22 protein-coding genes are annotated in these 26083 nt (G+C 38.4%); 10 read left to right on the forward strand and 12 right to left on the reverse strand.

Annotated features, from left to right (window positions below; all coding sequences use genetic code 11):
* Positions 1-10: 10 nt before the first annotated feature.
* The 7 genes from F2A31_RS11040 to F2A31_RS11070 all read right to left on the reverse strand — a co-directional run bounded on the left by F2A31_RS11040 (position 11) and on the right by F2A31_RS11070 (position 7338).
* Positions 11-1159, reverse strand: coding sequence for a DUF6670 family protein (locus F2A31_RS11040; protein ID WP_150026419.1), 1149 nt, complete (start codon positions 1157-1159; stop codon positions 11-13).
* 95 nt (positions 1160-1254) lie between these two features.
* A complete protein-coding gene (locus tag F2A31_RS11045) occupies positions 1255-1695 on the reverse strand; it encodes a PaaI family thioesterase (RefSeq protein WP_005091296.1) in 441 nt (146 codons plus the stop codon).
* 38 nt (positions 1696-1733) lie between these two features.
* The gene (locus F2A31_RS11050) at positions 1734-2597 is read right to left on the reverse strand and encodes a metal-dependent hydrolase (RefSeq protein WP_113997583.1); all 864 of its coding nucleotides are present in this window, start codon (positions 2595-2597) and stop codon (positions 1734-1736) included.
* A 301-nt stretch (positions 2598-2898) separates the two neighbouring features.
* Complete coding sequence (locus F2A31_RS11055) at positions 2899-4113, reverse strand: outer membrane protein transport protein (RefSeq protein WP_407643279.1); 1215 nt, start codon at positions 4111-4113, stop codon at positions 2899-2901.
* A 199-nt stretch (positions 4114-4312) separates the two neighbouring features.
* A complete protein-coding gene (locus F2A31_RS11060; protein ID WP_150026420.1) occupies positions 4313-5002 on the reverse strand; it encodes a DUF4386 family protein in 690 nt (229 codons plus the stop codon).
* Positions 4989-6359, reverse strand: a complete 1371-nt coding sequence (locus F2A31_RS11065) for an NAD(P)/FAD-dependent oxidoreductase (RefSeq protein WP_150026421.1) — start codon at positions 6357-6359, stop codon at positions 4989-4991. Before F2A31_RS11065 ends, F2A31_RS11060 begins: the two co-directional genes overlap by 14 nt.
* A 373-nt stretch (positions 6360-6732) precedes the next feature.
* Positions 6733-7338, reverse strand: coding sequence for a TetR/AcrR family transcriptional regulator (locus F2A31_RS11070; RefSeq protein WP_150026422.1), 606 nt, complete (start codon positions 7336-7338; stop codon positions 6733-6735).
* 443 nt (positions 7339-7781) lie between these two features.
* On the opposite strand from F2A31_RS11070, the gene F2A31_RS11075 reads away from it, so the two are divergent.
* The 5 genes from F2A31_RS11075 to F2A31_RS11100 all read left to right on the forward strand — a co-directional run bounded on the left by F2A31_RS11075 (position 7782) and on the right by F2A31_RS11100 (position 14442).
* Positions 7782-9026 carry a saccharopine dehydrogenase family protein gene (locus tag F2A31_RS11075; RefSeq protein ID WP_150026423.1) on the forward strand — a complete coding sequence of 415 codons (1245 nt, stop codon included), beginning with the start codon at positions 7782-7784 and terminating at the stop codon, positions 9024-9026.
* Positions 9023-10330 (forward strand): flavin monoamine oxidase family protein, encoded by a 1308-nt coding sequence (locus F2A31_RS11080; RefSeq protein WP_150026424.1) that lies wholly within the window; start codon positions 9023-9025, stop codon positions 10328-10330. Before F2A31_RS11075 ends, F2A31_RS11080 begins: the two co-directional genes overlap by 4 nt.
* Before the next feature lie 5 nt (positions 10331-10335).
* Complete coding sequence (locus F2A31_RS11085; RefSeq protein ID WP_150026425.1) at positions 10336-11877, forward strand: flavin-containing monooxygenase; 1542 nt, start codon at positions 10336-10338, stop codon at positions 11875-11877.
* Between the two features lie 81 nt (positions 11878-11958).
* The gene (locus F2A31_RS11090) at positions 11959-12873 is read left to right on the forward strand and encodes an alpha/beta hydrolase (RefSeq protein ID WP_150026426.1); all 915 of its coding nucleotides are present in this window, start codon (positions 11959-11961) and stop codon (positions 12871-12873) included.
* 294 nt (positions 12874-13167) lie between these two features.
* On the forward strand, positions 13168-14442 hold the full coding sequence (locus F2A31_RS11100; protein ID WP_150026427.1) for an NAD(P)/FAD-dependent oxidoreductase: 1275 nt from the start codon (positions 13168-13170) through the stop codon (positions 14440-14442).
* A gap of 154 nt (positions 14443-14596) precedes the next feature.
* Here the strand turns inward: F2A31_RS11100 and F2A31_RS11105 are convergent, their stop codons facing one another.
* Together F2A31_RS11105 and F2A31_RS11110 are read right to left on the reverse strand one after the other, a co-directional pair.
* A complete protein-coding gene (locus F2A31_RS11105; RefSeq protein WP_150026428.1) occupies positions 14597-15301 on the reverse strand; it encodes a hypothetical protein in 705 nt (234 codons plus the stop codon).
* A 79-nt stretch (positions 15302-15380) separates the two neighbouring features.
* The gene (locus F2A31_RS11110) at positions 15381-16715 is read right to left on the reverse strand and encodes an NAD(P)/FAD-dependent oxidoreductase (protein ID WP_215899252.1); all 1335 of its coding nucleotides are present in this window, start codon (positions 16713-16715) and stop codon (positions 15381-15383) included.
* A 680-nt stretch (positions 16716-17395) separates the two neighbouring features.
* Here F2A31_RS11110 and F2A31_RS11115 point away from each other — a divergent pair.
* The 5 genes from F2A31_RS11115 to F2A31_RS11135 all read left to right on the forward strand — a co-directional run bounded on the left by F2A31_RS11115 (position 17396) and on the right by F2A31_RS11135 (position 22096).
* Complete coding sequence (locus tag F2A31_RS11115) at positions 17396-18238, forward strand: phytanoyl-CoA dioxygenase family protein (protein ID WP_150026429.1); 843 nt, start codon at positions 17396-17398, stop codon at positions 18236-18238.
* Between the two features lie 77 nt (positions 18239-18315).
* On the forward strand, positions 18316-18669 hold the full coding sequence (locus tag F2A31_RS11120) for a RidA family protein (RefSeq protein ID WP_228715663.1): 354 nt from the start codon (positions 18316-18318) through the stop codon (positions 18667-18669).
* A 143-nt stretch (positions 18670-18812) separates the two neighbouring features.
* A complete protein-coding gene (locus F2A31_RS11125) occupies positions 18813-20207 on the forward strand; it encodes an MFS transporter (RefSeq protein ID WP_150026431.1) in 1395 nt (464 codons plus the stop codon).
* A gap of 91 nt (positions 20208-20298) precedes the next feature.
* Entirely contained in the window at positions 20299-21018 is a 720-nt protein-coding gene (locus F2A31_RS11130; protein ID WP_150026432.1) for a TorF family putative porin, read from the forward strand.
* Between the two features lie 103 nt (positions 21019-21121).
* The gene (locus tag F2A31_RS11135) at positions 21122-22096 is read left to right on the forward strand and encodes a hypothetical protein (RefSeq protein WP_150026433.1); all 975 of its coding nucleotides are present in this window, start codon (positions 21122-21124) and stop codon (positions 22094-22096) included.
* A 183-nt stretch (positions 22097-22279) separates the two neighbouring features.
* Here F2A31_RS11135 and F2A31_RS11140 read toward each other — a convergent pair whose 3' ends face one another.
* The 3 genes from F2A31_RS11140 to F2A31_RS11150 all read right to left on the reverse strand — a co-directional run bounded on the left by F2A31_RS11140 (position 22280) and on the right by F2A31_RS11150 (position 26083).
* Positions 22280-23464, reverse strand: a complete 1185-nt coding sequence (locus F2A31_RS11140; RefSeq protein WP_150026434.1) for an acetyl-CoA C-acyltransferase — start codon at positions 23462-23464, stop codon at positions 22280-22282.
* A 306-nt stretch (positions 23465-23770) separates the two neighbouring features.
* Complete coding sequence (locus F2A31_RS11145) at positions 23771-25594, reverse strand: acyl-CoA dehydrogenase (protein WP_150026435.1); 1824 nt, start codon at positions 25592-25594, stop codon at positions 23771-23773.
* Positions 25595-25606: 12 nt separating this feature from the next.
* Complete coding sequence (locus F2A31_RS11150; RefSeq protein ID WP_150026436.1) at positions 25607-26083, reverse strand: MaoC family dehydratase; 477 nt, start codon at positions 26081-26083, stop codon at positions 25607-25609.

Genomic DNA, 26083 nt, shown 5'->3' on the forward strand with positions numbered 1-26083 from the left:
CACGATCAGATTAGTCACGCCGATCAATATACTCAATATAACCACGCCCCTGCGTAGCAACTCCTGATCTACTACCATGCCAGTGATATCCACCAACATAGCCCGTCGCTAGACCAAAAAGCATTGGCGTATCGACAGTAGCATGGATATCGAAAAGTAAGTTTTTATGCTTATCGATGACTTGCCATCTAAATGTTTCAGGCAAACTCATTAAGCTGCCGTCTTGCCCCTGCGCGGCTTCGGCTTGTAAACTCAAGACTTCAAAATGTACGTCTGCATCTAAATGAACTGCTGTTCCATCTGCTTGTCTTAACATCGCAAATGCTGCAACTGAATGGTCTAAAATAGTGACATAACCCAACAAGAGCTGTGTGGTTGCATCAATCGTCAAAACTTGATAGGTAAAGAAATCTGCTGGGATCTTCAACCATTTTGGAATGGTTTTATTCAATGGATAAGCCAATGAAGGTGCTTTCCAATGTTCCCATGTGGCTAAACCTGATACCTTTTGCGTCTGATCCTGATAGGTAATTTCACCCTCATAATTCATCAACAGGCTCATGTGCTGGTAAATCGCGCTGTGAGCAAACCAAGAATTTGCACCTGTGGCTGTAAGCTTTAAATCAACAGCAAAATCCTCCCTGCGACTTATCAATCGAAAATGAGGATACTGTCCAAATATTTCTGCATTGTCACCAAATCTAATTAAATTATGTTGTGGATCGAATTGCATATCGTGCTGAATCGAATAGCTCGAAAAAGCATTTTTATTTGCTAGCGCAGTACCATGAACCAAAACCGCTGTATTGAGTGGTCCGTCTTTGGGGTCAACATAAGCATCAGCATCCACCACTTTTATTCCAAGCATGCCAAGAATCGAAGCAAAACTTAAAAAGTAATGTGGTGCAGGCAAATCAGCAATCATGATGCCAAAATGAGTGCCTTTAAATGGAAAAGGATTATTAATGGCTTGATAAAAATCTGGACTCGGATATGGAATATTTTGATTCGGACGAGCAACACCCATGATGCGCCCGACACCCTTTGTCAATAAACCGATGGCATGATCTTTAAGCCCATGATTAGTTTTACGACTATTTGGCAGCATTCGCCCTGTGATCGTAACGGGAACATCTGATTGAATTTGTTTAGACATCATTTTTATTCTCAATTTATCAAAAACGCTTTATTTCTCATTGAACAATTACATTGCTAAAATTGAAAAAGAAGGTTTTTAAACCTTCTTTTTATTGATTATTTTTGACGAATAATCATATTGGTCGCTGTCGCATGAGCATACAATTTACCTTCTTCATCGCGAAGATAACCTTCTGAAATCACCAAATTCTTTCCCACATTGATGACCTTACCTTCAGCAATTAACTTTTTATTAAAGGGCATCGGACGGCACATTTTGATCGCTAAATCAGTCGTGCCGTATCCTTCACCTGCTGCAAGCACCGTATGTGTTGCACATCCTGTGACCGAGTCCAATACAGTCGCAGCGAAGCCACCATGCACACCACCTAGTGGATTGGTATGACGTTCATCTGCGGTCGCAATAAAAACAATGCGACCAAACTCAACCTCTCCAACACCGTCCATCCCCATGGTTTTCGCAATACCCGGTGCGGGTACTAAGCCTTGTTGAAATGCTTGCATAAGTTCTAAACCAGTCATATTTGATGGATTCATACCTGTTACCTATCTGATGAAAAAACTAAAGATTTTTTTTAATGAATAAAGGTTGATTGTTCTGGAGACAAACCAATTTTTATTTTGGTTTGCGCCACGATTTCAGATTCATCTGTATCATTCGGATGAAAATCAAAGCGGTAATAATCTAAAAATTTTGGAATAAAAACTTTATATTTTTCTCTACCATGATGCATAAATTTACGCCAAGAATTTAAATTGAATAATTGACGATCACGTTTTAAAAGTACTACCTGATATAGCGTCGACATCACCGTAATCATGGCTAAACTAAAGGTAAAAATAGCAATACGAGGAATATAAGCATCTAAACCCTTACCATACAGATATTCATACATATCATAGGCAACTGCTTTATGTTCAGTTTCTTCAACACTATGCCATAACCATAAATTGCGGATGGTTTCATCTGTCATTAATTCGTTCACGTCTTTCATCATTTCCACCACCAAAACGGCGGTGTAGTGTTCTAGACCAACGGTGACCAATAAATTCCACTTTTTAGGAAAAGTACGTTCAATCGCTTTTAGAACAATACCTGTCATTTTTTCTAATGATTCAGGGTCTAAACCATATTGCTGCGCACTCTGATGAAAGGCATGGTGCTCTTTGGAATGCATTGCCTCCTGACCAATGAAAGCTCCAATATCACGATCAAGCTGCTCATTATTTTTAACCTCAGCTCTTAAAGCTCGAACTGAACGAACGAAATAGGACTCACCTTCTGGAAATAGCGTAGATAAGCCAGTGAAATAATGCGTAAAAGTTGGCTCGTTATTACACCAATACTTAGGCATATCCTGAAACTCATAGTCCATACGACGTACTGGAAATGATGCAGGTGTTTTTTGCTTTGATTTTTCTTTCAACACTGACGACATTACTGTTCACCTCAAGAGTTTTAGCTCAAATTAACAAGTTCCAAAAAAGAACTTATAAAGCAAAATAGCTATGTAGGGTGATCTTGTCAATGTCGTTCATATCTTAAACAAGCAACTTGTCCTGAAATGACTGTCTCATTCCTCAAAAGATAAGAGACTAAAATTTAGTCTATGATTTCGGCGTAAAACTGATTTTATCAAAAGATATTTAATACCTTTAAAAGATCAATACAGAAAAATTTATTAAAAATTATGAAGTAATATAAAATAGGAACAGCCCTAATGAGCTGTCCCAAATCAACTAGAAGCGATAACCAATTTTCAGACCATAAGCAATTGCATGATTATTTTTAAACTCAGCTTGCTCTGCAATCGGTTTTATTCCTTCTATAGGTAAGTAATAAGTGCCGTCTTCAGACTTCGCATCTCCCAACCAGTAATATTTCATCCCCGCAGCAATAAAGTAGTTCGGTGCAGGGTTAAACTGAGCACCCAAACCAAGCGACCAAGATCCTTTTACGGGTCCAAGTGTCGAAGCAGGATTCCCTGTTCCCGAATCCCAACTGACATCAGTCGCAATACCCCATTTTTCAGTCAGTTGATGACCAACACCGATCGTCGCACTATATTGGTCCTTCTGATAGGCATCTAATTTAAAACCTTTGGTATAGGCACCTTCCGTGGCTTCTTCCATAATGATTTTTGAGAGTGCTGTAAACTGTGCTGGACTCGTATCAAACTTTTTCCAATTCACCCATCTTAAATTCATATACGCAAGTGTCTTTTCAGCAACACCAGTTTGAAAGTCGATGTTTAATGATTGAGGGGTTTCTAATTTGGTTTTCTCTGATGCTGTCAACTGAAGTGGTTCACCCAGCATATCTTCATCGACTTGAACACTATATTTAATTTTCGAACGATAGGTAACCGCTGCTTTGAGTGCGATCTCTGGGATTTGATAACTTCCCCCGACTAGCCAACCGACTTCACCTTGTCTTTTGAAATTTGCATTATATCCGTTATAGGCTTCAGTATAGGCGTTACCTCTAAGCGCAACCTGACCTTTGATCTCTTGATAAACAGGTCCACCATACACCTGAAAATTATTTACAGGTGAATAACCGAATATCATGCTGATACTTTGAGAGTCAACTTTTACAGAAGTTCCCTGTTGAGAAAAGTCATTATCAAAATAACTGTTATTTGAACGTTGCGGGTAGGCAACTTTCGCTGCAAAAGGCTGGTCATAAAGTACGCCAAAACTCAATTGATCTGTTAATTGTAACTTGATCGCAGCGGTATAAAATTGGGTGCTTTGTGCAATATCACCCGTATCACGACTCTGGTTTTCTCGGACTAAATCAGGACGGTCTTTGACTACACCTGAGACAGAGGAATCCACCGCAAATAAATTGATTTCTGCATAATTCCCATCTTCTAAAAATGGCAGGATAGATTGTCCAGATTGTTCAAGAGCTGAAGCATGGCTCATACTGCTGAAGAATATGCTAAGCATCCCAAGTAAGATCGGATTTAACTTCAGTGAACTACTCTCTGGCATTTGAGTACTATCTGTACATGTTAAAACTGCATCCATTGATTGAGTTGATGCTTTACCCATACCTATATCTTTTTTCATTGTTTTATCCCTAAACATTAAAATACTTATTTTCTTAGAGTCATACATCACTATATGACTCTAAAATTTTCTCGTTCTATCTTCGCAATAAGCTCAATCCAAAAATACCTAACCACACCACTTGGAGTGGTAATAAGAAGAGTTCAAGCAATAAAGCGGCTTGTGGGAAACCTGAGAAAAGCAGTGCAGCAAATGAGACATAACCTAGTCCAACAAGAATCAACGGTAAGCCTAATGCTGAGTTGTGTTTTCTCAAAAGTAATCCATTGATGATCGCCCAAAATCCAATTGTCGGTCCTTCCATTGGCCATAGGCCATTTTGAGAACCTTGAGAAATTGTCGCCCACACCACTCCAGCAGCTTGTTGAGCAGCCTGATCGCCGGTTAAATAAGTTTCAGAGAGGAAACCTAATACTGATGCTTGTAAAACTGCACCCGTTATCCCTAACATGGTTGAAATCACAAGGAATAAAATTGCGGTATCGGATAATAATCCTCCAGATGGACGAAATTTACGCCACAGGTATACACCCACCACCAAAAAGGGGAGATAGAAGCCAAAACAATCGACAATCATGGATGTTCTGAAAAGTGCTTGATCTTTTGCTGACAAAGTTAATGCAAACTCAGGTTTAAATATTTGGTGCAAATCAAAACCTGTAACTGCAAGAAAGCAAAGTAAACAGGTGGCCGCCATCACTGTACCGATTAAAGCAATCCACGCTGTAAATACTCGCCCATCGTCTTGTTGTTTAATCGAGTCCAAGGCGTCTTCTCCTAGAAAGTGCAGATACTCTCTCATATTCAAAATAAGTCCGTAACGCAGCAATAAGTCCTGGTATTAAAGGAAAACGCTTTAATTTGGCATGTCCTTTTTCTTCAGTCGCTACAAACCAATGCTCTGTCAGCTCAGTTTTACGTTGCAGTGCGAGATCAGCTAAAACTCGACCATAATTTTGTGACATCATGACACCTGCACCACTATATCCATACGCGTAGGAAATACGCCCATTATGTAGAGTACCGACTTGAGATCTGACATCAAAAGGAATCGAACACGCCCCACTCCAACGTTGAGCAACTTTTAATTTCTGAAATGCAGGAAAGATCTTTTTGTACATTCGCTCAGCTGCATCGTAAAACTGCACTTTCTGAGCTTCGTCCATAGACCGCCCTTTACCGACATAGATATCACATAGGTTAAATTGCAAACGTCCATCTACCGTGGTTCTACATGTCGGAGGGCAATAGGTCGTCTTGTCATAAAACTGTCCCTGTTTCCATCCCAATGCTTTCCAATCGGCATCAGTTAAAGGTTCAGTAATGAGTTGATAAACAAACATTGGAAGTTGTGCGCGTTTAAGACCTAATTCGGGTGGTAATAAATGCGTAAAACCATTGGTTCCTAATACAATGTGCTTGGCTCTCACCTCACCTTCTGGCGTTTTCAGAATAAAGAAACTTTCTTTATCTTCGATATCCAGTACTGGTGTTTGTTCAAAAATTTGTGCGCCAGCCGATTCTGCAATTCGCTTTAACTCACGTGAATGCTTTACAGGGTTAACTTGCCCAGAATGAGGCATTCGACACCCACCTGAAAACGCGTCACTGTTTAGTGCCTCACTTACAGCTGCTCTATCGAGAAAAACGCTATCTTTAGAACGCGGCTGATCGTGCCAGTATTTGGTAAATTGTTCTAATCTTTTTTCATGACCACGAAATGTCGTAAATGTCACACCAGGCATTTCAAAGTCACTGTCCATATTTTCACGTTTGATCAGATCTTGGACATAATCCAGACCATCCCAAGCGAAATTTTGAAGTTCAGTTAACCTTTCTTTTCCATACAACACTTTAGCGGTAGTAGGGTCTAATACAGGTACAGGCACAACCCAACCAGATGTACGGCCCGAGGCACCAAACGCTACACATTCACCTTCAAGAACAGCGACTGATGCAGAAGAATCGGCTTTTCGTATATGGTAGGCAGTAGATAATCCAGTGAATCCGCCACCGATGATCACAACATCAACATCGATACTCCCTTTTAAAGGGAGTGAGGGCGTATATTCTCCTGAATGAGCCAGCCAGAATGATTTGTTTGCATGTGGAATATTATTCATCTAATGCTCCTTCCTTTGATATTCGATTTTGCTCAGTGCACATAGCAACACCTCAATGTATTCATCTCTCTAAAAACAGATATGAATTGCAAACAGCTCACATGATCTCTTCCCTGAGAAAATGTCATTTGTTCTTTAGCATTACGTACAAAAACACGAGAGCTGAATATATATTGTGACAACAATTACACCATGTCAATGACATAGTGTAATTAATTAAGAGCATTAAGCTTTGAATGGGTTAGTTTCAGAAAGAGAGCAAGATTAAAATAAAATATTATCTTTTTAATATCAAAGTGATAAATCTTTATATAAATTAAACAATGAATGAAAAATCCCTTTAATCATTCAAAATTTATCGTATATTTAAATACTAGTACGTTCCATAAAGCGTAGAAAGCCAAATGTTATGCAGCACCTGAACAACAATTTTAGGATCTGCTTGAGTTGTACGACCAAATGCTTCTGATAAATAGCGTTCTTCTAACCAGACCAAAGCGCGAGCAGTTTCCTCAACATTCATATCTTTTCTGATACGACCACTCTCCTGTTCTTCACATATGTGACGAGCTGTGGCAGTAATAAAATCCTGTATCAAGTTTCGATAAATTTGCTCGACTCGCTCATCTGCTACCGCAGCATCGGATAAAGCTCGTAAAACTGCACCATGTTTCTGATAAACATTGACAATCCCTTCTAAAGCTTGAAGAGAATCCTCAGGGAAATTATTTCCCTTTAACCAATGATTAGCTAATGTAAATAACTCTTGTCCAATATCCTGAACAACACATAAGGCTAAATCGTATTTATCACGAAAATGTACATAAAAAGCTGGGCGCTTAAGTCCAGTAAGCTTCATCACCTCATCAACATTCAGTTCACGAAAAGGACGTTCACTTAAAAACTTTTCAGCAGCATTTAAAATTTCTCGCTCTGATTCTTTAGGATCATGCTTTGGTCGTCTACGTTGCGCAGTCATAAATATCTTTATCTTCATTAACACGATGTAAGTGTAGAGCAATCAATCTTCAGCAAACAAGTCCGTTCACTGAAAACAGCTCATTTATTCCATTCTTCTCAAATTTTTTTATGAAAATACACAAATCCATTATTTGAATAATATTACTCATATATTGAACAACCACCTGATTTATATTAAGTATTTAAATAAAACCTCGCTTAATTTATTCCTCCCTATTTAGCAAAAAAATACTAAACATTTGTTTTTTAATGCCAAAATAAACAATTACATTGTGTCATTGACATTGTGTAATTGTTGGATTAATAATAATCCATGGCGTTTCTCTCGCAATGTCATTCAGCAAAATGAAACGCAAAAAACGTTTATTCCAAGGACGATGGAATCATGGACATAAACAAAAAACATCATCGGCATGGTTGCCGTATTTCAGGAGAATTTATATGAGTCGTCGTATTGTATTTATTGGTGCAGCAGGTGAAATGTGTCGTCTAGCAATCGAACGTTTTGCCAAAGCCGAAGGTGATTGGGAGCTTGTACTCTGTGACATTCGTCCTGAATTACTTGCAAATCTTGTTGAAAAACTTCCTCAAGGTCTAGCAACAACACAACGCCTAGATTTGTATGACAAGGAAAACCTACAAACCGTGGTTAATGGTGCAGATTTGGTCGTACTTGGTGCTGGTCCTTACATTCGAACCTCTGCACCTGTGATTGAAGCATGTCTTGCCGCAAAAGTCCCTTATTTAGATTTTGACGATGATGTTGAAAGTACTGAACATGCACTTACTCTGCATAAGAAAGCCCAAGAGGCAGGTATTCCAATTTATGTTGGCTGTGGTGCTTCTCCAGGTATGGCAAATGTATTAGTTGTGGATGCTGCAAATCAGCTTGATACTGTTGAAAACATTGATTGCTGTTGGCTAGTCGGCGATGAACGCCCAGGAATTGGACGTGCCGTACTTGAGCATTTTCTTCATATTACTGCTGGGGATTGTATAACTTGGGAAAATGGGAAACGTGTCAATCATGAAACTTTTGTTGAGATTGGTTATGCCCCTCTAGGCGGCAATACTGACATCCTTCTATATGAAACTGCACATCCAGAGCCAGTTACTTTGCCACGTAAATATCCGAATGCTAAACGTATCCGCTGTCTTGGTGGTCTTGATCCAGCACCATTTAACGGACTAGGACGAGGTGTTGGTTTAGCAGTTCACAATGGCGAAATGACAGTCAAAGAAGGTGTGGATTTCCTTGAGGATTTGCTCAACAACAGACTAGGTTCGGTCAAAGGATGGAAAGCTGCGATCAGCGGCATGATGGGCCAAGTTAAACGTAAAGAATCTTCACTCTCTGCCATGATTGAGTTTTTAACAAAATCAGCTGTGGGACAAACTTACCAATATAGAGGTGGTTTATTGGCGAGAGTATATGGCACCAAAAATGGCAGACCAGCTGTCGCAATTCGACGCACTGGAACAGCAACACAAGATCCATACTTGTTTAAAGATATGGCATCGATTACAGGTACCGCTTGTGCTGCATTCATGGTATTGGCACTCGATGAAACGGGTAAACGTAGTGGGACTTTTGCGCCAGAAGACTGGGCTGAACCAGAAGCTTTCTACACCGCACTCGAACGTGTAGGTACACCGCGTGATGAGATCGTGGAGAGCGTACTATGAGTAAAAGTATTTATGATGTTGCTGTAATTGGCGCTGGATGTGCAGGCGTCGTTGCAGCACGGGATTTAAGTAATGCCGGTCATAAGGTTGTGTTATTAGAAGCACGTGACCGTATTGGTGGGCGAACCTATACAGGTGAGGCATTTGGTCGCCAAGTCGAATTTGGCGGTGGGTATGCACACTGGACACAGCCTTATATTTGGAGAGAGTTGCAACGCTATGGCATTGGTTTAAACCCGCCTAAAGAAGTGGATAAAACGGTTTGGTTTGCTGACGGCAAATTACATACTGGTACACAGGCTGAATATGCAGCGATTGCTGAACCATTACTAACACTTTTTTTTAATGATGCTCGCCAATGCTTCCCTCTTCCCTATGATATCAATGCAATTGATACGAGTACGATAGAACAGCAAACCTTGAGAGATCGTCTTAATGCGTTAAATTTATCAACTTATGAGCGTGATGTTTTAGATGGCTTATTATCCACGCTGGTTCACTCTTGGGACGAACAAGGTGTTGCACAAATCCTATTCTGGGCAGCCACCTATTTTGGAAATTGGGGAGCTTTCTTTGAAGTTGCAGGGTCTTGGCCGATTGCAGGTGGAACACAAAAACTGGTCAGAGCTATTCATAATGATTCAAATGCTGAGTTACGGCTTTCTACAGCAGTTACAGCCATAGATGATCAAGGCGAACAGGTTGTCATTACCACTCAATCTGGCGAAAAAATCATGGTAAAAAAAGCACTTGTTGCCCTACCTTTGAATGTTTTGTCAGACCTTAGCATCACACCTGAAGTCAAAAAACCTATTCAAGACATGATTAATGCAAAACATCCGATGCGCACAGCTAAGTTATGGGTGCGTGCACGTGGAAAAGTTGAACCTTTTGTTGCATTCGCACCGGTTGAGCAAAACCCAATTAATACCGTTCGCGTTGAATATGAACATGGGGATGACTCGCTTTTAGTCTGTTTTATTTCTGATGAATCCAGTATCGATGTGAATGATATTAAAGCTGTTCAAGAAGCTTTACAGATGTTTAAGCCAGACATTGAAGTGCTTGAAGTCGCATCACATAACTGGGTAAAAGACCCATTTGCACAAGGGACATGGATACATCACCGTCCAGGAAATTTGACAGGTGCTGCACCACTCATCCGTAAACCACATGGAAATATTTATTTTGCAGGTGGTGACATCGCAACAATGACCATGGGGGGAATTGAAGGTGCCTTAGAAAGCGGAATTGAAGCTGCTGCCAACATTACACATGCGATGACGCATAAATTAGCAGGGTGAATACCATGAACAAAAAAAATGCTTTAAACCAACCTTTGGATACAGAAGTTCTTATTATTGGTGCTGGGATTGCAGGTATTAGTGCCGCGTACCATTTAAAGAAATATAGACCAAACTCAACCTTTACCATACTTGAAGGTCGTGATGATATCGGGGGTACATGGAGTCTATTCCGTTACCCAGGTATCCGTTCAGATTCAGATATGCAGTCTTTTGCATTTGGCTTTAAACCGTGGACTGAAAAAAGGACTTTCGGTAGCGCGCAAATGATTTGTGATTATTTGCATGAGACCATTACAGAAAATGGTATTGATCAACATATCCAATTTGGTAGCTATGTAACCAGTGCTGAGTTCTCATCAAGTGAAGGTCTTTGGACCGTTAAAGTCAAACAAAAGGATCAAAAAGGTTTGACTACCTTACGCTCTCGTTTCTTGCTCATGGGCACAGGTTATTATGACTATAATAATGGTTATACCCCTGAGTTTAAGGGAACAGAAGAGTTCCAAGGGCAAATCATCCACCCTCAACATTGGCCAGAGAACCTCAACTATTCAGGCAAAAAAGTCGTTGTAATCGGTAGTGGTGCGACAGCAGTGACCCTAATTCCTGCTATGGCTAAAGATGTTGGGCATATCACGATGTTGCAACGATCACCTAGCTATGTGATCGCGATGCCAAGTGTCGACCCTATTGCAGTTGCACTCAATAAAGTCCTTTCTCCTCAACGTGCGTATGAAATTATTCGGAAGAAAAATATTACACTTAGTCGTGGAATGTTCAACTTAAGTCGTCGTTTTCCTGATGTGATGCGCCGTTTACTCATCGCAGATGTACGACGCAGATTGCCTAAAGATTTTGATGTCGCAACGCATTTCTCACCTAAATACAATCCATGGGATGAACGCTTATGCGTTGTGCCAGATGGAGATATGTTTAAAGCCATTTCTTCAGGAAAAGCCTCTGTGGTGACTGATCATATTGAACGCTTTACCAAAGAAGGCATATTGCTAAAATCAGGAAAAGTGTTAGAAGCCGATATTATTATTACCGCGACAGGTCTAAATATGCTGGCATTCAGCAAGATTCAACTCACTGTTGATGGTAAAAAAATCAATTATCCAGATACCACCATTTATAAATCCATGATGCTGTCTGATATTCCAAATTTTGCTTTTGCATTTGGTTATACCAATATCGCATGGACCTTAAAAGTCGATCTAGTATGGCAGCACTTCTGCCGTTTGCTTGACTATATGGATGAAAACAAATACGGAACATTTACCCCTATTATTCTAAATAAAGACATGAAACGTGTTCCTTTTGTGGATTTGAGCCCAGGTTATGTTCAACGTGGTCTAGCACAGTTCCCTATGGCTGGAACTGAAGGAAATTGGACGCTTCAACACGATTACAAGTTTGATTTGGAACGACTGAATAAAGGTTCTGTCGTTGATAAAGCATTACAGTTCACTACTATTTTGCCCAAGAAAAAGCTGACTGTCGTTACAGAGCCGTCGACGGAAGAACTGAAGATCAAAGCTTAATACTCAATCAAAACTCCAGTCTCTTATTTAACCCCAGTCCAAGGTCTAAATGAGAGACTAAAATATATTTAGGTAAACATTATGGAAAATATTAAATTTACCAGTAAAGGAATTACATGTTCCGCATGGTACATCCCGACGACATCCAATAAATATAAGAGTTCCAGAGGAAACCCGTGCATTATTATGGCAAATGGCTTCGGAGGTACGAAAGATACTGGACTATTACATTTTGCCGAACCATTTAGCAAAGCAGGTTTTGATACATTTATATTTGATTATCGTAGTTTTGGAGACTCTGGTGGCTTTCCACGACAGAATGTTTCATATAAAAACCAACGTGAAGATTATCATGCTGCAATTGAGGCTGTACGTAGCTTACCCAATGTAGATCGAAACCGTATCGCACTTTGGGGTACTTCTTACTCAGGTGGACATGTCATGGTGGTTGCTGCCCAAGACAAAAAAATATCTGCTGTAGTCTCAATGAATCCTGCAACTGATGGCTTAGCTGCGCTTACACAAATCTGTCGTTATGGTGGTTTAAAACAATTAACTGTTGCGGTAGGCCATGGTTTAAAAGATTTAGCTTACTCAATGTTCAGTCAAAAATCCCACCTCATTCCTATCGTAGGACAACCTGGTACTGCTGCAATGATTAGTACACCAGGTGCAGAAGCTGGATATAAATCGATGGCTGGACCTACATGGCGAAATGAAGTTTGTGCTCGTACAGCTCTAGAAGTTGCACGAAACCGCCCAATAACTTTCGCCAACCAAATATTGTGTCCTTTACTCGTACAAGTCGGTTCAAATGATCAAGTTGCTCCTCCTGATGCTGCCCGAAAGTCCGCAGATTTAGCAAGTGGACAAGTTGAGCTACTTGAGTATCCAATCGATCATTTTGATTTTTACAGTGGATCATGGCAAGAAAAACTGTTGAATGATCAGATAAACTTTTTAACCAAAACTTTAGCACCTAGACGTCATAACTGAGCTCGATATAGCAATCAGTATTGATTACACAGTTATAGTTCTTCAACCCACTATTGATAAAGAGGAAATCATGGCATTTATCGCTTCAAAAGTGGCACCTCATAAACGTATTCGGATCGTAGACTTTATCGAATCAATTCCTAAATCACTGTCAGGAAAGATTCTACGTAAAGAACTAAGAGGCCTTCCTATTTAAACAATTTCGAGATCAAGTTCATGCATCTATTTCATTATTTTGAAAGATGCATGAATACCTTTTATATCTATTGAAAATCTGACTCTTTGGAAAGAATAATGCATCGAATTATTGTTGTCGGCGGTGGTGCTGGTGGTTTGGAATTAATGACTAAATTGGCAGATACCTTCCATAAATCAAAAGAAGTTTCTCTACTTTTAGTAGATAAAAACTTAACACATGTATGGAAGCCATTACTGCATGAAGTTGCAAGTAGCACCCTAAACATCAATGACAATGAAGTTAATTATATTATGCATTCCTATGAGCATGGGTATAATTTTACTCAAGGTTCACTTGCTGATATCGATAAAAACAAAAAAAATATTCACGTAGAAATTACAAGCACGATAGATCCGAACATAAAAAAAATAGAAGAACTTTCTTATGACACTTTGATACTTTCATTAGGTTCTAGATCTAATGACTTTAATACCCCAGGTGTTAAAGAAAATTGTTATTTTTTAGATACTAAATCTGAAGCCGAAAGTATCTATAAATATATATTTTCGACGTATCTTGATATCAGAAATAAATTCATAGATTTGAGTCAAACTTATAATGTTGCAATCGTTGGTGGAGGCGCAACTGGAGTTGAACTAATTACCGAACTAGTACATTTAAAGGAAACTCTAGCTAAATCATATTTCAAAGAAACACAACAACTGAGTATTCAATTCATACTGATAGATGCATCTGATCGGATTTTATCTGCCCTATCAGAGGATATCTCCAATGAAGCGGAGAAAGTATTATCTCAGATGGGTGTTCAAATCCTAAAAAATCATAGGGTTTCAAAAGTAGATAAAGAAAACATATATTTTCCTGATGGTTCAAAAATATCAGCAGATCTCAAAATTTGGACTGCTGGAATCAAAGCCACCGAAGCAATAGAGCAACTGGATGGATTTGAAAAAGATAACATTGGAAGATTAAAAGTCTACGCGACACTACAAACCTATACCGACCCCAATATTTTCGCTTTAGGAGATTGTGCTCACTGCCAGTTAGATGCAAAAAAACCGCCTTTAGGAGCACGGGCACAAGTCGCTTCTCAACAAGCAGAATTCTTGGCACAAGCACTAGAGCAACGGTTAATCGGCAAACCATTACCTTTATTCAAATTTTCAGATAAAGGCTCAATCATTTCCCTCAGCCAAGATCATGCTGTTGGAGAAGTGTTCAGCAACTTAAATATTTATGGGACATTTGCGAGAAAAGCATATGAAGCTCTATATCGCATACATCAAATTAATATTCATGGCGTCAAAAATACTTATCGTATGTCTCAAAAAGATTCTATTACTAAGAATTTACTTAAAAAAGTTTTTTAGTAAATTGCGCTTATCAAAAAAACAAGCAGATGGAGTTAATCTCTCCATCTGCTATAATTAAATTCAGCATCTAAACTCAATACTTATTTTTAAAATCTTGGACGTTATTTTCAACTATTAACACTTTTAGTGTTTTCCCTAAGTCAATCTAAAATCAGTTAGGATTATGAAAACAACCTAGCAAATTAAGCATATTAGTAAAGCTAATTTCTTCTCCCAAAACCTTCATCACAAGACAATTGCTTATAAAGCGCTCCATTATCTGTAAATCGTAAAAAATGAGATTAAACTTAAAATTAGTCGCTGCAACTTTTTTAAGGAAAACCATCATATATTTTTCAAATATTTGAGAACAATCCACACGAACAACAATATCCTTGACGAGAAAAGTATATTTTTGAAGTAAATCGTAATACTCTAAATCATCAATTTTTTTAATTACAAACCTATCTCTTTCAACCATGAAGCTTATAAGATCATACTTGGTCAAAAGAATAAAAAAAATAATATCCTCGAATTGACTTTCGCTAAATTCAAATAATCGCCTTTTTAGTACAACCTTGTTAACTTCAGTCAAAAAAAGAGTAGTAACAGATCTAAACCCTATCAAATTATTTAATAAGAAAATATTAAAAAAAGGGTCGTTTTCGAAGTAATGATATTCAGCAGACATTAAACGATCAAATGCTTTATTTTTAAACTTAGTCTCAAAAAATTTCACCTTGTCTGAAAAAATCAAGCCCGAAAAATCAGGTTTATTCCAACTATCACTACTGTTTTTTCTCACTGACAAATATTTTTCATTTATACAACACGTATATGTAGAAAAAAATTTCGTAGAAACTCGAGTTCTTGACATAATCTTTTCCTATAAATTCAATGAGTTTCATCTGAAATTAAATATTCAATAAAGTACAGCCCACCGATTCTTTTGAAACTTATGTTCTCGCTTTTCTATTAACCTGTTCGTCTAATCGACTAGCTGCAAACAACGCTCCATTTAAAACACACCACCGTAAAGGCTCTGGTAATGTTCGTGGTGTCTTATTCGCCATCAAGAAAGTAAGCATAGATTCTTCGTAACCAAGTATTTTTTTAGCGATGAAATTACCAATCATTCCTTGAGTCCCCAACCCATGTCCAGCACATCCAGCAGCATAATAAATATTTTTATGCCTACCCATCGTACCAACGACAGGTAAGGCATCATTGGCATAACTAATATATCCGCTCCAACAGCTTTTAATCGAGATATCCTTTAACATAGGAAAACGATCCTGTATTGCTATTTTTAAAGCTCGATATTGTCCAAAATCAGGTTCATTGGGTGTCTTAGAACCATAGACATAATGTAATTTTTTTGTTGTACAAACCAGTGTATTTCGTGCAGTTAATCTATGACTCTCCATGATATGGTGTGCTGTGGTAATACCCTCTCTATTATACCAACCCAATGCATTTAATTGCGTGGGTGATAGTGGCATTGTCTCAATTGCTGAAACACGTAATGGTACTGTCCTATCTTGCAACAACCCGAGTTGAGGCATATAAGCATTATTAGCCAATATTAGATTTGCCGCACTTACACTCCCATTTGGGCTTTTAACTTTTACAGTACCATCAACTTCGTGAAATGAAACCATAGGTGTATTTTCATAAAGCTCTACACCAGCTTGAATTGCTGCACGTCTCAAACCTTGAATATATTTTCCAGGATTCAGAGTTCCTCCTCTAGAGATATAGCTACCAAAGAGAAAGGCTGGGGGTATACCTCGGGCACGCATTTCATTGTGATCTAAAAACTCTGTTTCACAGCCTAACTCAGCACCGAGTTTCATATCATTTCGAATTGATTTTTCCTGAGATTCATGTATTGCAGCTCTTATGAGACCTGATTGAATATAGTCACAATCAATTGTATATTCTTTAAAAATGTTTTCTGCAAAATCAACGCCTTTTTCATAAAAATCAACAACGTTCTTTGCACCTTCTGTTCCTGTTTTTTTCAAAAAAAGATCATACTTGAGTCCTAGTGCCCCCCCTAAATAACCTGCATTTCGCCCACTGGCACCAAAACCAGAAAATTCCTTTTCTAAGACAACGACTTTTAACCCACTTTTAACAAGTTCTAAAGAAGCACATAAACCAGCTAACCCTCCCCCAATGATGACAACATCGGCATTAATATCTTTATTAAGAGCGGATTGCAAAGGCTTAGGTTCTTCTTCCCATCCCCCTATTGACGTATATTTTTGTTTTAACTCAATCATCATTTTTAACTTCCACTACTCTAGATTTCCATTTTAAATTCCTGTTATCACAAACACACAGGAGCGTATTCTTTCAATTAATAATGAAGAAAAATCAAGTACAATATATCCTTGATCGCACATCATTTGTTTTAATTTCAGAAATATAGCTTTAAATACCTACAAAAAACCTCTTTTCATTCTTAGAATAATTTATTTATTTTTATAAACGAAATGAATTATATAAATAGTTAATCATAAACAATACTTATTAAGAGAATAAAAGTACCATTCCGTTTACTCTCTTCATATCTTAGCGATGTTCCTAGATTGCAAAAATTAATTTTACGATTTCCTTTTTAAATAAGTTGTGATGCTCCTCCTGAATTTGCACAACGTAACAAAGACTCCGCACCCAATAAATATAAAATATATTTATCAATCACTTAATTAAAAAAAACCTAAAAACAACAATATTAAGGGACAATTCATTTCATGCATAATTGATCATTTATTTAATTCATTTTATTCATTAAAAAAAAACCGTTAACCTCAATGAAAAGTAGGATACGAGGAGTTGTTGCAATTTACAAATAAGGATTATGGGGAAATGAAGCGGTTCTAAACCAATTTTACACTCATCTATATTCGTAATAGTAACAACTTACTGAATTATCATTCTGGTACTAAAAAAGGAAAGTTTTATGGAAATTAAACCAACAGCTGAACAAATTGAAGCATTTCGTAATGACGGCGCATTTCTTTTTAAGAACTGTTTAACAAAAGAACAGTTAGAAGCCTGTTATGAAGCTTTTAAATGGAATGTAGCAAATCCAGGTCCATTTAATTTTCGTGCTTTAGAAGGGACAAAGTTACAAACCCATATCGATAATGCTAACCCAAAGGCTAAAGAAAAATTGGATCAGCTTATGCTAACTCTACCTTTTGGCAAGATTTTTCAAGAACTATGGGGTTCTGAACATGTCTGGTATTACGCTGAAGAAGTATTTGCTAAAGAAGGTGGTAAAAGTGGTCGCGGACCATGGCATCAAGATACCTCTGTTATGCCTTTGACAGGAAAGCATTGGGGCAATGCATGGATTTCTTTCCAATCTGTTCCAAAGAAAAACTCTCTAGAGATTATTCGTGGATCACGAAATGGCATCCAATACGATGGAGCAAGTTTTAGTAATGCAGATGATCCAACTGACCCAGTTTATGATGACGGAACTTTACCTCGATTACCGCACATTGATAAAGACTTAGAAAAAGATCCTAACTCATGGGATGTAATGTCTTGGGCAGTTGAACCTGGCGATGTTCTTTTTCTGCATCCTCACTCACTCCATGGAGGAGCTGGCGTAGATGAAGATTTCCCGACTCGCCATACTCTAGTATTCCGTTTTTTTGGTGATGACGCGACTTTCCGTTGTTTACCTGAGTCAAGTGAACGTTATGCACGTAATGGTGCCCTTTTTAAAGAAGAAATGGCAAAGCTAAATGATGGCGATCCATTTAGATCACCAATCTTCCAACAACTTGTATAACCATATTAAAAAGGATTTATATCTTGAAAAAACAATTAATTAACCCCGGCCTGCGCAAAGAGCGTTACTACAATGAATTGCACTTTTCCTCGGCAGTCCGTGTTGGAGACATGATTTGGGTCTCTGGTTGTGTCGGTGCTCATATTGAAACTGGTGTGATTGGTAAAACCATGACAGAGCAAGCCAAACAAGCCTTTGAGAATGTCAAAGAAGTACTTGAAGCGGCTGGTGCATCAATGTCAGATATTGTTGAGATTATGACGTTTCATACTGATCAACGAGGAGAAATAGCAGAATTCATTGTGGTAAAAGATCAATATTTACCTAATAACTTTCCTGCTTGGACAGGTGTAGGTGTATCTCAACTCGCTCGACCTGAGTTCAAAATCGAGATTCGTGTTGTTGCCGTCATAGGATGCGGTTCGGACTAACTCTCTCACAAGCTTTTTATAAGTAAGGAAACAATAAACACTTAGACGCAGTTTTTTTGCATAATTTTAAGTAAAAAAACTGCTATTTCTAAGATTTACACAGCCACTCATAAAACAATAAATTAACAGGGAGTTAAGTCTATATGAGTAGTTCTGACAATTATATTGGTTCAAGATTATCGGCTGAGTTACTCGCACGTTTAGATCGACTGCCCGTAATGCGTATACATTACTTCTGGGCTACTTTACTAGCAGTCAATCTAATGCTTGAGTATTACGATAATGCAATTTTTGCTTATGCAGCACCAGTGATTAAAGCTCATACAAATTATTCCACAGAGCAAATTGGATTCATTGCTAGTATGTTCTTTGTAGGCATGATTATTGGGGCACTTATTGGTGGGCGCTTATCAGATAAATTTGGTCGACGATCTGTTATTTTCTGGGCAACTATTCTTTATTCAATTGGTTCACTCATTACCGCTTTATCACAAAGCTATGACATGATGTTATTTTCCAGAGTAATTACTGGTATTGGTGTACAAGCAGCAACTTCAGTTTTACTCGTATACATTGCTGAAATGTTCCCAAGTCATACACGCGGACGGTTTCTATCCATCGTAACTTTTGGTTTTGTTATTTCAGGTGTTGCTGCTGCTGCTCTAGCGTTATTTTATTTGCCAAATAGTGGAAGTAATGCTTGGCGTCATCTCTTCTATGTAGGTAGTTCTGGCTTATTAATTGCACCCTTAATCCGTTTTTGTTTACCTGAATCTATACGGTGGTATATTTCCAAAAACAAACACAAACAAGCAGAAGACCTCATTGTAAAGCTTGAACAAAAGGCAATTTTAAATAACAAAAAATTAAAAACACCTGAAGTCATTACAGTTGAAGAGACTAAAGAAGCATGTTTTTCAGATTTATTAAAAAATAAAGCCGTATTATTTACGATTGCGATTGTTGGTCTAGGCTATTTTGGCTCAACTTTAGCATATTATTTATTTGGTAATTGGGGAATCTATTCTTTAGTTTATGGTTTGCAATACTCCGAAGAGAAGGCTTATTCTATTTTCTTCATGTGGAATGTCATTTATTGCGTAACCCCTTTCATTGCGATGGTGGTATTAGATCGCTTTGAACGAAAATCTATGATTTTAGCAATGTCAGCATTAGCTGCATTTCCTCTCATAGCTTTAGGAATCTCCAATACAAGTTGGATATTAATTGCTGCAGGCGGACTTGCTTCAATTCTTACAGGAATGGTCATTAACGCTTACTATACCTACATCCCAGAAACCATACCGACGAAGCTACGCGCATTGGGAAGTGGCATTATTATTTCTTTAGGTCGATTTGGAGGTGCTGTCTCAGGTGTTCTCGGTGCATGGCTCTTTACGACAGCGGGAATGCAAGGTGTTATGTTTACAGCCGCGGCAATCTATATCGTATTTGCCCTACCCGTTATCTTCTTTGGACCTTTAACTACTAATCGCTCTCTTGAATCAGTAAATCAGACCGATATTAGCGGAAAATAAACAACTTCAAAAATATGAACAAAACGCTTGCATTCTCTAGAATGCGAGCAGGATTAATTCGTTCAATCAAATGATATTTAAGGATAAAATCATGTTAAAAAAAGCACTACCATTTATTTTTTTAAGCTGTATTACACACTCGACTTTAGTGCAAGCAGTAGAGATTAATGAAGATTTAAACCTCAATTTTACAGCAACAGCGATGTCTGAATATCGCCGTTCAGGTTTTGATCTCAGTGACGGTAAACCTGTCGTACAAGGTCTTGTAACCCTTGCCCACAAATCAGGTTGGGATATTTCAGCACAAGTTTCCAATTATGATGTCAATGTTGTACCAGCAAAATACGAGATAGCTTATACCGTGGGTTATTTTCACCCATTTTCTGAAAAAGTCTATGTTTATTCATCAATAGGTCAAACCCTATTACCGAATTGGGCAGATGGTAATGTAACTGAATGGTTTATTAGTGCAAACGCATATGGTGCTTTCTTCAATTATTATTATGATTGGGGAAAACATTCAAACGCTCAATATCGTTACATTGGTTATAAACATAACTTTCCAAAGAATGTCTGGCTCGATATGCGTTATGGATATAACGACTTAGGCATGAAATTAGTTAACGAAGACGGAAAAATTCGTCACAACTATAGCACCCGTAAAATTGAATTAGGTAAGAAATATAAAGGCGTTGATTTTACCTTAACGTATGTGGATACCGACCTCACCCACTCAGAATGCACTCAAATCATGGCGTTTGGAGATAAATGTTCTGCAACGGCAGTCTTTGGGATCAAGAAAACATTTTAATTCATAAAAAAGGAAACCAACTCTTAAGTGGGGTTGGTTTCCTTTCATCGAAATAAAAGTCTAAATTTTATTTTCTTAAAAACCGAAATAATAAGGAGCTACTATGGCATTAGCTAAACGTGTAGGAATTTATGGTACAGGCAAAGCCGCCTCTGAAGTACTTAAAGCTTTAAAGCATAGCCCACACCTACTCACCAGTGCTATCGTATTTTTCCCTGAACATAATGGACAGGATATTGGTACGCTGACTGGCAATGAACCCACAGGCATTGTAGCGACGACTGATCTTGAAAGTACAATTCGTTCAGGAACATTTGATGTTTTGATATATACAGGATTATCCGGTGAAATTTTATATCAAGCGATGTCAATTTGTGCCGATGCTGGTGTTGATTTTGTTCATGCATGTTTTGCACATCCAAAATTACGTTTAAATCCTGAACTGTATAGTCAACTTCAACAGCGAACATCTGAAACAGGTTCACGCATTGTCGGAACTGGCATGTTACCTGGTTTTTGGCTAGACGTCGTCCCTGCCTTATTTGCAAGTGCTCTCCCTGCTCCTGTTTCAATCGTTGGGGAGTCTTATGCAGATATAACCACTTGGGGGTATGGAGTATTAGCTCATGAAATTGGTGTAGGTAAACCACCAGAACAAGGCATGGCTGGACCTGTTGGAGCAATATTACAAGAATCAGCCTTAATGATCGCAGAAACTTTAGGTTTAGAGACTGTGCCTGAACGTAATGGTGGTTTCGTCATATCTGATATTGTAACAGACGTGATTGGTATCCCTGTCAAAATTGGCGATCGTATTGGTTTTGATGAAGCTGCAATTGTTCAACATGAAGGTAAAGAACGAATTAAGTTAGTATGGAAAGGTCTTCCAGCAAATTATCATGGATTCACGTCATCCTTAACCATTACTATTACTGGAGGAGACGGTTCAAAGATCAAGCTAGATACCGTTCGTCCAAGTGATCCTTATCCAGGAACGGCGGCTCGTTTGGTACAAGCCGTCCATGGTATTCAATCTCTGCCAGGTGGATTGCATACGCCTGTAAAAATGTCTATTTAAAATTAAAATATTTTCTAAAAAAGCAGTCAAGATTCGACTGCTTTTTTATTCTTTCGAGTTAATCTCGTTAGCCATTTAAATAAAAAATCTATTAAATCAAGTTAAGATAAGCTATTGAAATATTATGCATAAAAATACTGTTTGTATCATTAGTAAATACTGATACAAACAGTACATTGGGCATCATGCAACTTCAAATAACCCCGCAGCTCCCATTCCTCCACCAATACACATTGATACGACCACATACTTCACACCACGTCGTTTCCCTTCAAGTAAGGCATGCCCAACTAAACGAGATCCAGTCATCCCATAAGGGTGCCCAATTGAAATACTTCCACCATTAACATTATATTTATTAGGATCAATCCCTAGGTGATCACGACAATACAAAGCTTGGCAAGCAAACGCTTCATTTAGCTCCCAAAGTCCAATATCGTCTACTGATAATCCATGTTGTTTAAGCAATTTAGGAATTGCATAAATAGGACCAATCCCCATTTCCTCGGGTGCATTGCCAACTACTGTCATACCGCGATATATACCTAGCGGTTCGATTCCGAGTTGCTCTACTAATTTGCCGTTCATTACCACACAAGCACTTGCACCATCTGATAATTGACTCGCATTTCCAGCAGTGATAACACCACCTTCAACAACAGGCGCTAAATTAGTTAAGGATTCCAATGTAGTCGTGGGACGGTTTCCTTCATCCTGACCCAAGGTTATTTTTTTTAGTGATGACGTCCCTGATAATTTATCCATTACCATCATCTGTGTTGTAATGGGTACAATCTCATTATCAAATAGCCCCGCGGCCTGAGCTCGTGCAGTACGAAGTTGCGACTCTAAGGCATATTGATCTTGAACTTCTCTCGAGATTCCATATTTACGTGAAACAAACTCTGCTGTTTCCAACATAGGCATGTAAGCTGTTGGTTGATTCGCTAATACATTTGGGTCCATCTCAGCCTTAACCCATTCCATATAACGATTTTGCACAGCAGAAATATTTTCCTGTCCACCTGCAATCACCGTCTGCATGCCATCATACATGATCTGTTTGGCAGCAGTCGCTATTGCCATTAAACCAGATGCGCATTGACGGTCAATTGTTTGAGCGCCAATAACTGCTGGTAGGCCCGCAGCAAATAAGCCATTTCGCGCAATATTATTACCAGCAGTACCAGCATTTAAAACAGAACCAATCACAGCATCTTCAATGCGATCTGGTTCAATTCCTGCTCGCTCTACGGCATGCTTAATTGCATGTCCTAACATAGTAGGAGAATGTGTATTATTGAATGCACCGCGATATGCTTTTCCAATAGGCGTACGAGCTGTTGAAACAATTACTGCATCAATCATGGATCTTCCTTGTAAAAAATTAGATGAATAAAAAATATTGCAATGAAATTAGGTTTTGTAGATATTTGGCTACACACAAGTAATCGTTAAGTTTACATAGCTCTTTTATAAATTTTAGGCAAACGAATGTATTACCTCGTTTTATAACGAGACTTATAAACTTTTAAAGCACTACTCTTTTAAAAATAAAAATATTTTATTGTATAGACTGTGACTTCATTATCTAGAATGGGCTAGCAATGACGCCATGTCTTATCCACAAAAAATATATCTCTTTTATGTGCATAACCAAAATATCAACATCCCCTAAAACCATTGCTCAGGCATATTCAATGGAGTTGTCTCCACTGGATCCAGCACTGCCAACCAACTGGATATTTTCGGCATTTCCCAACCAAAAAAGTAATCACAGGCTGCTAGTTTTCCATTTAAGAAATCGCTATCCGATGATCCTTCAATCGTTTCATGAATAGTTACTGCCTGATCTAGCCATAACCATCCAACTACCAAATGTCCAAAAGCTTCTAAATAATTTGCGGCGTTTGCTAATTGCATTTCGACATTGTCTAAATCATGCAATTTCTTAGTCACCTGAAGAATGTCCTGCCATGCAGCATCTAATTTATGGGCATGATGAGATAATTTATCTATCAATAGCCCTTTCTGAACTGTCTCAGAAATTTTTTCAGTGAGTAGTCGTATAGAGAGTCCATCATTTATGCGTGTTTTACGCCCCAATAAATCTAGCGCTTGAATACCGAACGTTCCTTCATGGATTGGGTTAAGACGATTATCTCGATAAAATTGCTCAACATTGTATTCGCGCGTATAACCATATCCTCCATGCACCTGAATGGCTAAATCATTTGCCACCAGCCCCCACTCAGAAGACCAACTTTTCACTACAGGTGTAAGTAAATCCAATAAAGCATTAAGATTGTGACGCTCTTCTTCATTTTCTACGGAGTGGATATCATCAACAAGACGGGCTGCATAAAGACATAAAGCTAAAGCTCCTGAAGCATATGACTTTTGGGCCAATAGCATTCGACGCACATCAGCATGCTGTATAATTGGTATCTGAGGCGAATTTAAATTACGATCACCTCTTGGACGGCTTTGTAACCGCGTTTTAGAATAATCAAGGGCATGCAAGTAACCTGTATAACCCAATGCAGCAGCGGTCAATCCAACTGAAATACGAGCTTCATTCATCATGTGAAACATATAAGCCAAACCTTTACCAGGCTCGCCAATTATGTCTCCTAATGCTCCAGCTTCACCCTCAGGTTTATAACGACCTTCACCAAAATTTAATACACAATTTACTGTGCCTCGATTCCCCATCTTATGGTTAATACCAGCCAATACAACATCATTGCGTTCACTAGGCTGACCATCTCCATTCAGGATTTTACGAGGAACTGCAAATAATGAAATTCCCTGCACTCCTGCAGGAATTTGTCCATTTTCATCGGGGATTTTAGCCAAAACTAGATGTAGGATATTTTCGGAAATATCATGATCTCCTGCAGAAATCCACATTTTATTACCAAACAAACGATATCTACCATCATCCGTAGGTACAGCACGTGTACGAATATCGGCTAAACTAGATCCTGCTTGTGGCTCAGATAAACACATCGTCCCAAAACATTTTCCTTCAGACATTGCATTCACATAAGGAGCAACTTTATCTTTTTCTCCATGAGAAATTAAAAGATTCGCATTTGCTATTGTCAAAAAGGCATAACCAGCCGTACCTGTATTTGCAGCTAAAAGATACGCCATCCCTGCTCGTTCAACAGTACTAGGTAAACTCATTCCATTCCATTCGGTAGGAAATGCAGCACTCATTAAGCCAGCATCAGAGAAAGCACTTAAAGCAACACTTACTTCTGGATTTACTGTAACTTTTTCCCCATCAAACATGGGTTCATTACTATCGTTTTTCTTATTATGCGGAGCAAATAGATCTTTTGCTAAACTTTCATAAACGTTTAGAACTGAATTGTAATCAAAACGATCCTGTCCAGAAAAACGTGGTCGTTGATTTAGTAAATCTACTTTTAACCAATCAAATAATAGAAAATCTAAGTCACTGCGCGAGAGGAGAAGTTCATCTGTCATGATATACACCTACTACAAATTTAGAAGCGATAGCCACTCTGCTACTAGTGCTGGTTTAGTTTCATCTTCAATTTCAATCGTTACTTCAAGGGTCATTTGATAACGGCCAAAAGCCTTTTCTACAATTGATTTTAGCGAAAAATGTCCCCGCACCCTTTTCCCACTACGTACAGGATTTATAAAACGGACACTATTCATTCCATAGTTAATGGAGGCAACTAAATCTTTAATAGGAGGCATCGCATCTGCTGCCATTGCAGATAGTAAAGATAAAGTAAGAAATCCATGTGCAATTGTTCCACCAAATGGACTTTGGCGTGCAGCATCTTCATCAACATGGATGTATTGCCAATCTTTAGTCACATCTGCAAACGCATTAATTGATGCTTGGTCAATGGTAATCCAGTCAGAAACCCCAACAATACTGCCTTGCAAATCAAAAAGTTGTGCAACTGAAAGTGAATCTTTATTTGAAATAACGTCAACCAT

This window comes from Acinetobacter suaedae, assembly GCF_008630915.1.
GTDB lineage: Bacteria > Pseudomonadota > Gammaproteobacteria > Pseudomonadales > Moraxellaceae > Acinetobacter > Acinetobacter suaedae.

Coding starts and splice junctions, on each gene's coding strand:
- F2A31_RS11145 (WP_150026435.1), bottom strand. CDS start 25,594: ATGACAGATGAACTTCTCCTCTCGCGCAGTGACTTAGATTTTCTATTA.
- F2A31_RS11135 (WP_150026433.1), top strand. CDS start 21,122: ATGGCATTAGCTAAACGTGTAGGAATTTATGGTACAGGCAAAGCCGCC.
- F2A31_RS11045 (WP_005091296.1), bottom strand. CDS start 1,695: ATGAATCCATCAAATATGACTGGTTTAGAACTTATGCAAGCATTTCAA.
- F2A31_RS11075 (WP_150026423.1), top strand. CDS start 7,782: ATGAGTCGTCGTATTGTATTTATTGGTGCAGCAGGTGAAATGTGTCGT.
- F2A31_RS11050 (WP_113997583.1), bottom strand. CDS start 2,597: ATGTCGTCAGTGTTGAAAGAAAAATCAAAGCAAAAAACACCTGCATCA.
- F2A31_RS11110 (WP_215899252.1), bottom strand. CDS start 16,715: ATGATGATTGAGTTAAAACAAAAATATACGTCAATAGGGGGATGGGAA.
- F2A31_RS11125 (WP_150026431.1), top strand. CDS start 18,813: ATGAGTAGTTCTGACAATTATATTGGTTCAAGATTATCGGCTGAGTTA.
- F2A31_RS11070 (WP_150026422.1), bottom strand. CDS start 7,338: ATGACTGCGCAACGTAGACGACCAAAGCATGATCCTAAAGAATCAGAG.
- F2A31_RS11085 (WP_150026425.1), top strand. CDS start 10,336: ATGAACAAAAAAAATGCTTTAAACCAACCTTTGGATACAGAAGTTCTT.
- F2A31_RS11055 (WP_407643279.1), bottom strand. CDS start 4,113: ATGCTTAGCATATTCTTCAGCAGTATGAGCCATGCTTCAGCTCTTGAA.
- F2A31_RS11150 (WP_150026436.1), bottom strand. CDS start 26,083: ATGGTTGACGTTATTTCAAATAAAGATTCACTTTCAGTTGCACAACTT.
- F2A31_RS11090 (WP_150026426.1), top strand. CDS start 11,959: ATGGAAAATATTAAATTTACCAGTAAAGGAATTACATGTTCCGCATGG.
- F2A31_RS11105 (WP_150026428.1), bottom strand. CDS start 15,301: ATGTCAAGAACTCGAGTTTCTACGAAATTTTTTTCTACATATACGTGT.
- F2A31_RS11130 (WP_150026432.1), top strand. CDS start 20,299: ATGTTAAAAAAAGCACTACCATTTATTTTTTTAAGCTGTATTACACAC.
- F2A31_RS11100 (WP_150026427.1), top strand. CDS start 13,168: ATGCATCGAATTATTGTTGTCGGCGGTGGTGCTGGTGGTTTGGAATTA.
- F2A31_RS11065 (WP_150026421.1), bottom strand. CDS start 6,359: ATGAATAATATTCCACATGCAAACAAATCATTCTGGCTGGCTCATTCA.
- F2A31_RS11080 (WP_150026424.1), top strand. CDS start 9,023: ATGAGTAAAAGTATTTATGATGTTGCTGTAATTGGCGCTGGATGTGCA.
- F2A31_RS11040 (WP_150026419.1), bottom strand. CDS start 1,159: ATGATGTCTAAACAAATTCAATCAGATGTTCCCGTTACGATCACAGGG.
- F2A31_RS11115 (WP_150026429.1), top strand. CDS start 17,396: ATGGAAATTAAACCAACAGCTGAACAAATTGAAGCATTTCGTAATGAC.
- F2A31_RS11140 (WP_150026434.1), bottom strand. CDS start 23,464: ATGATTGATGCAGTAATTGTTTCAACAGCTCGTACGCCTATTGGAAAA.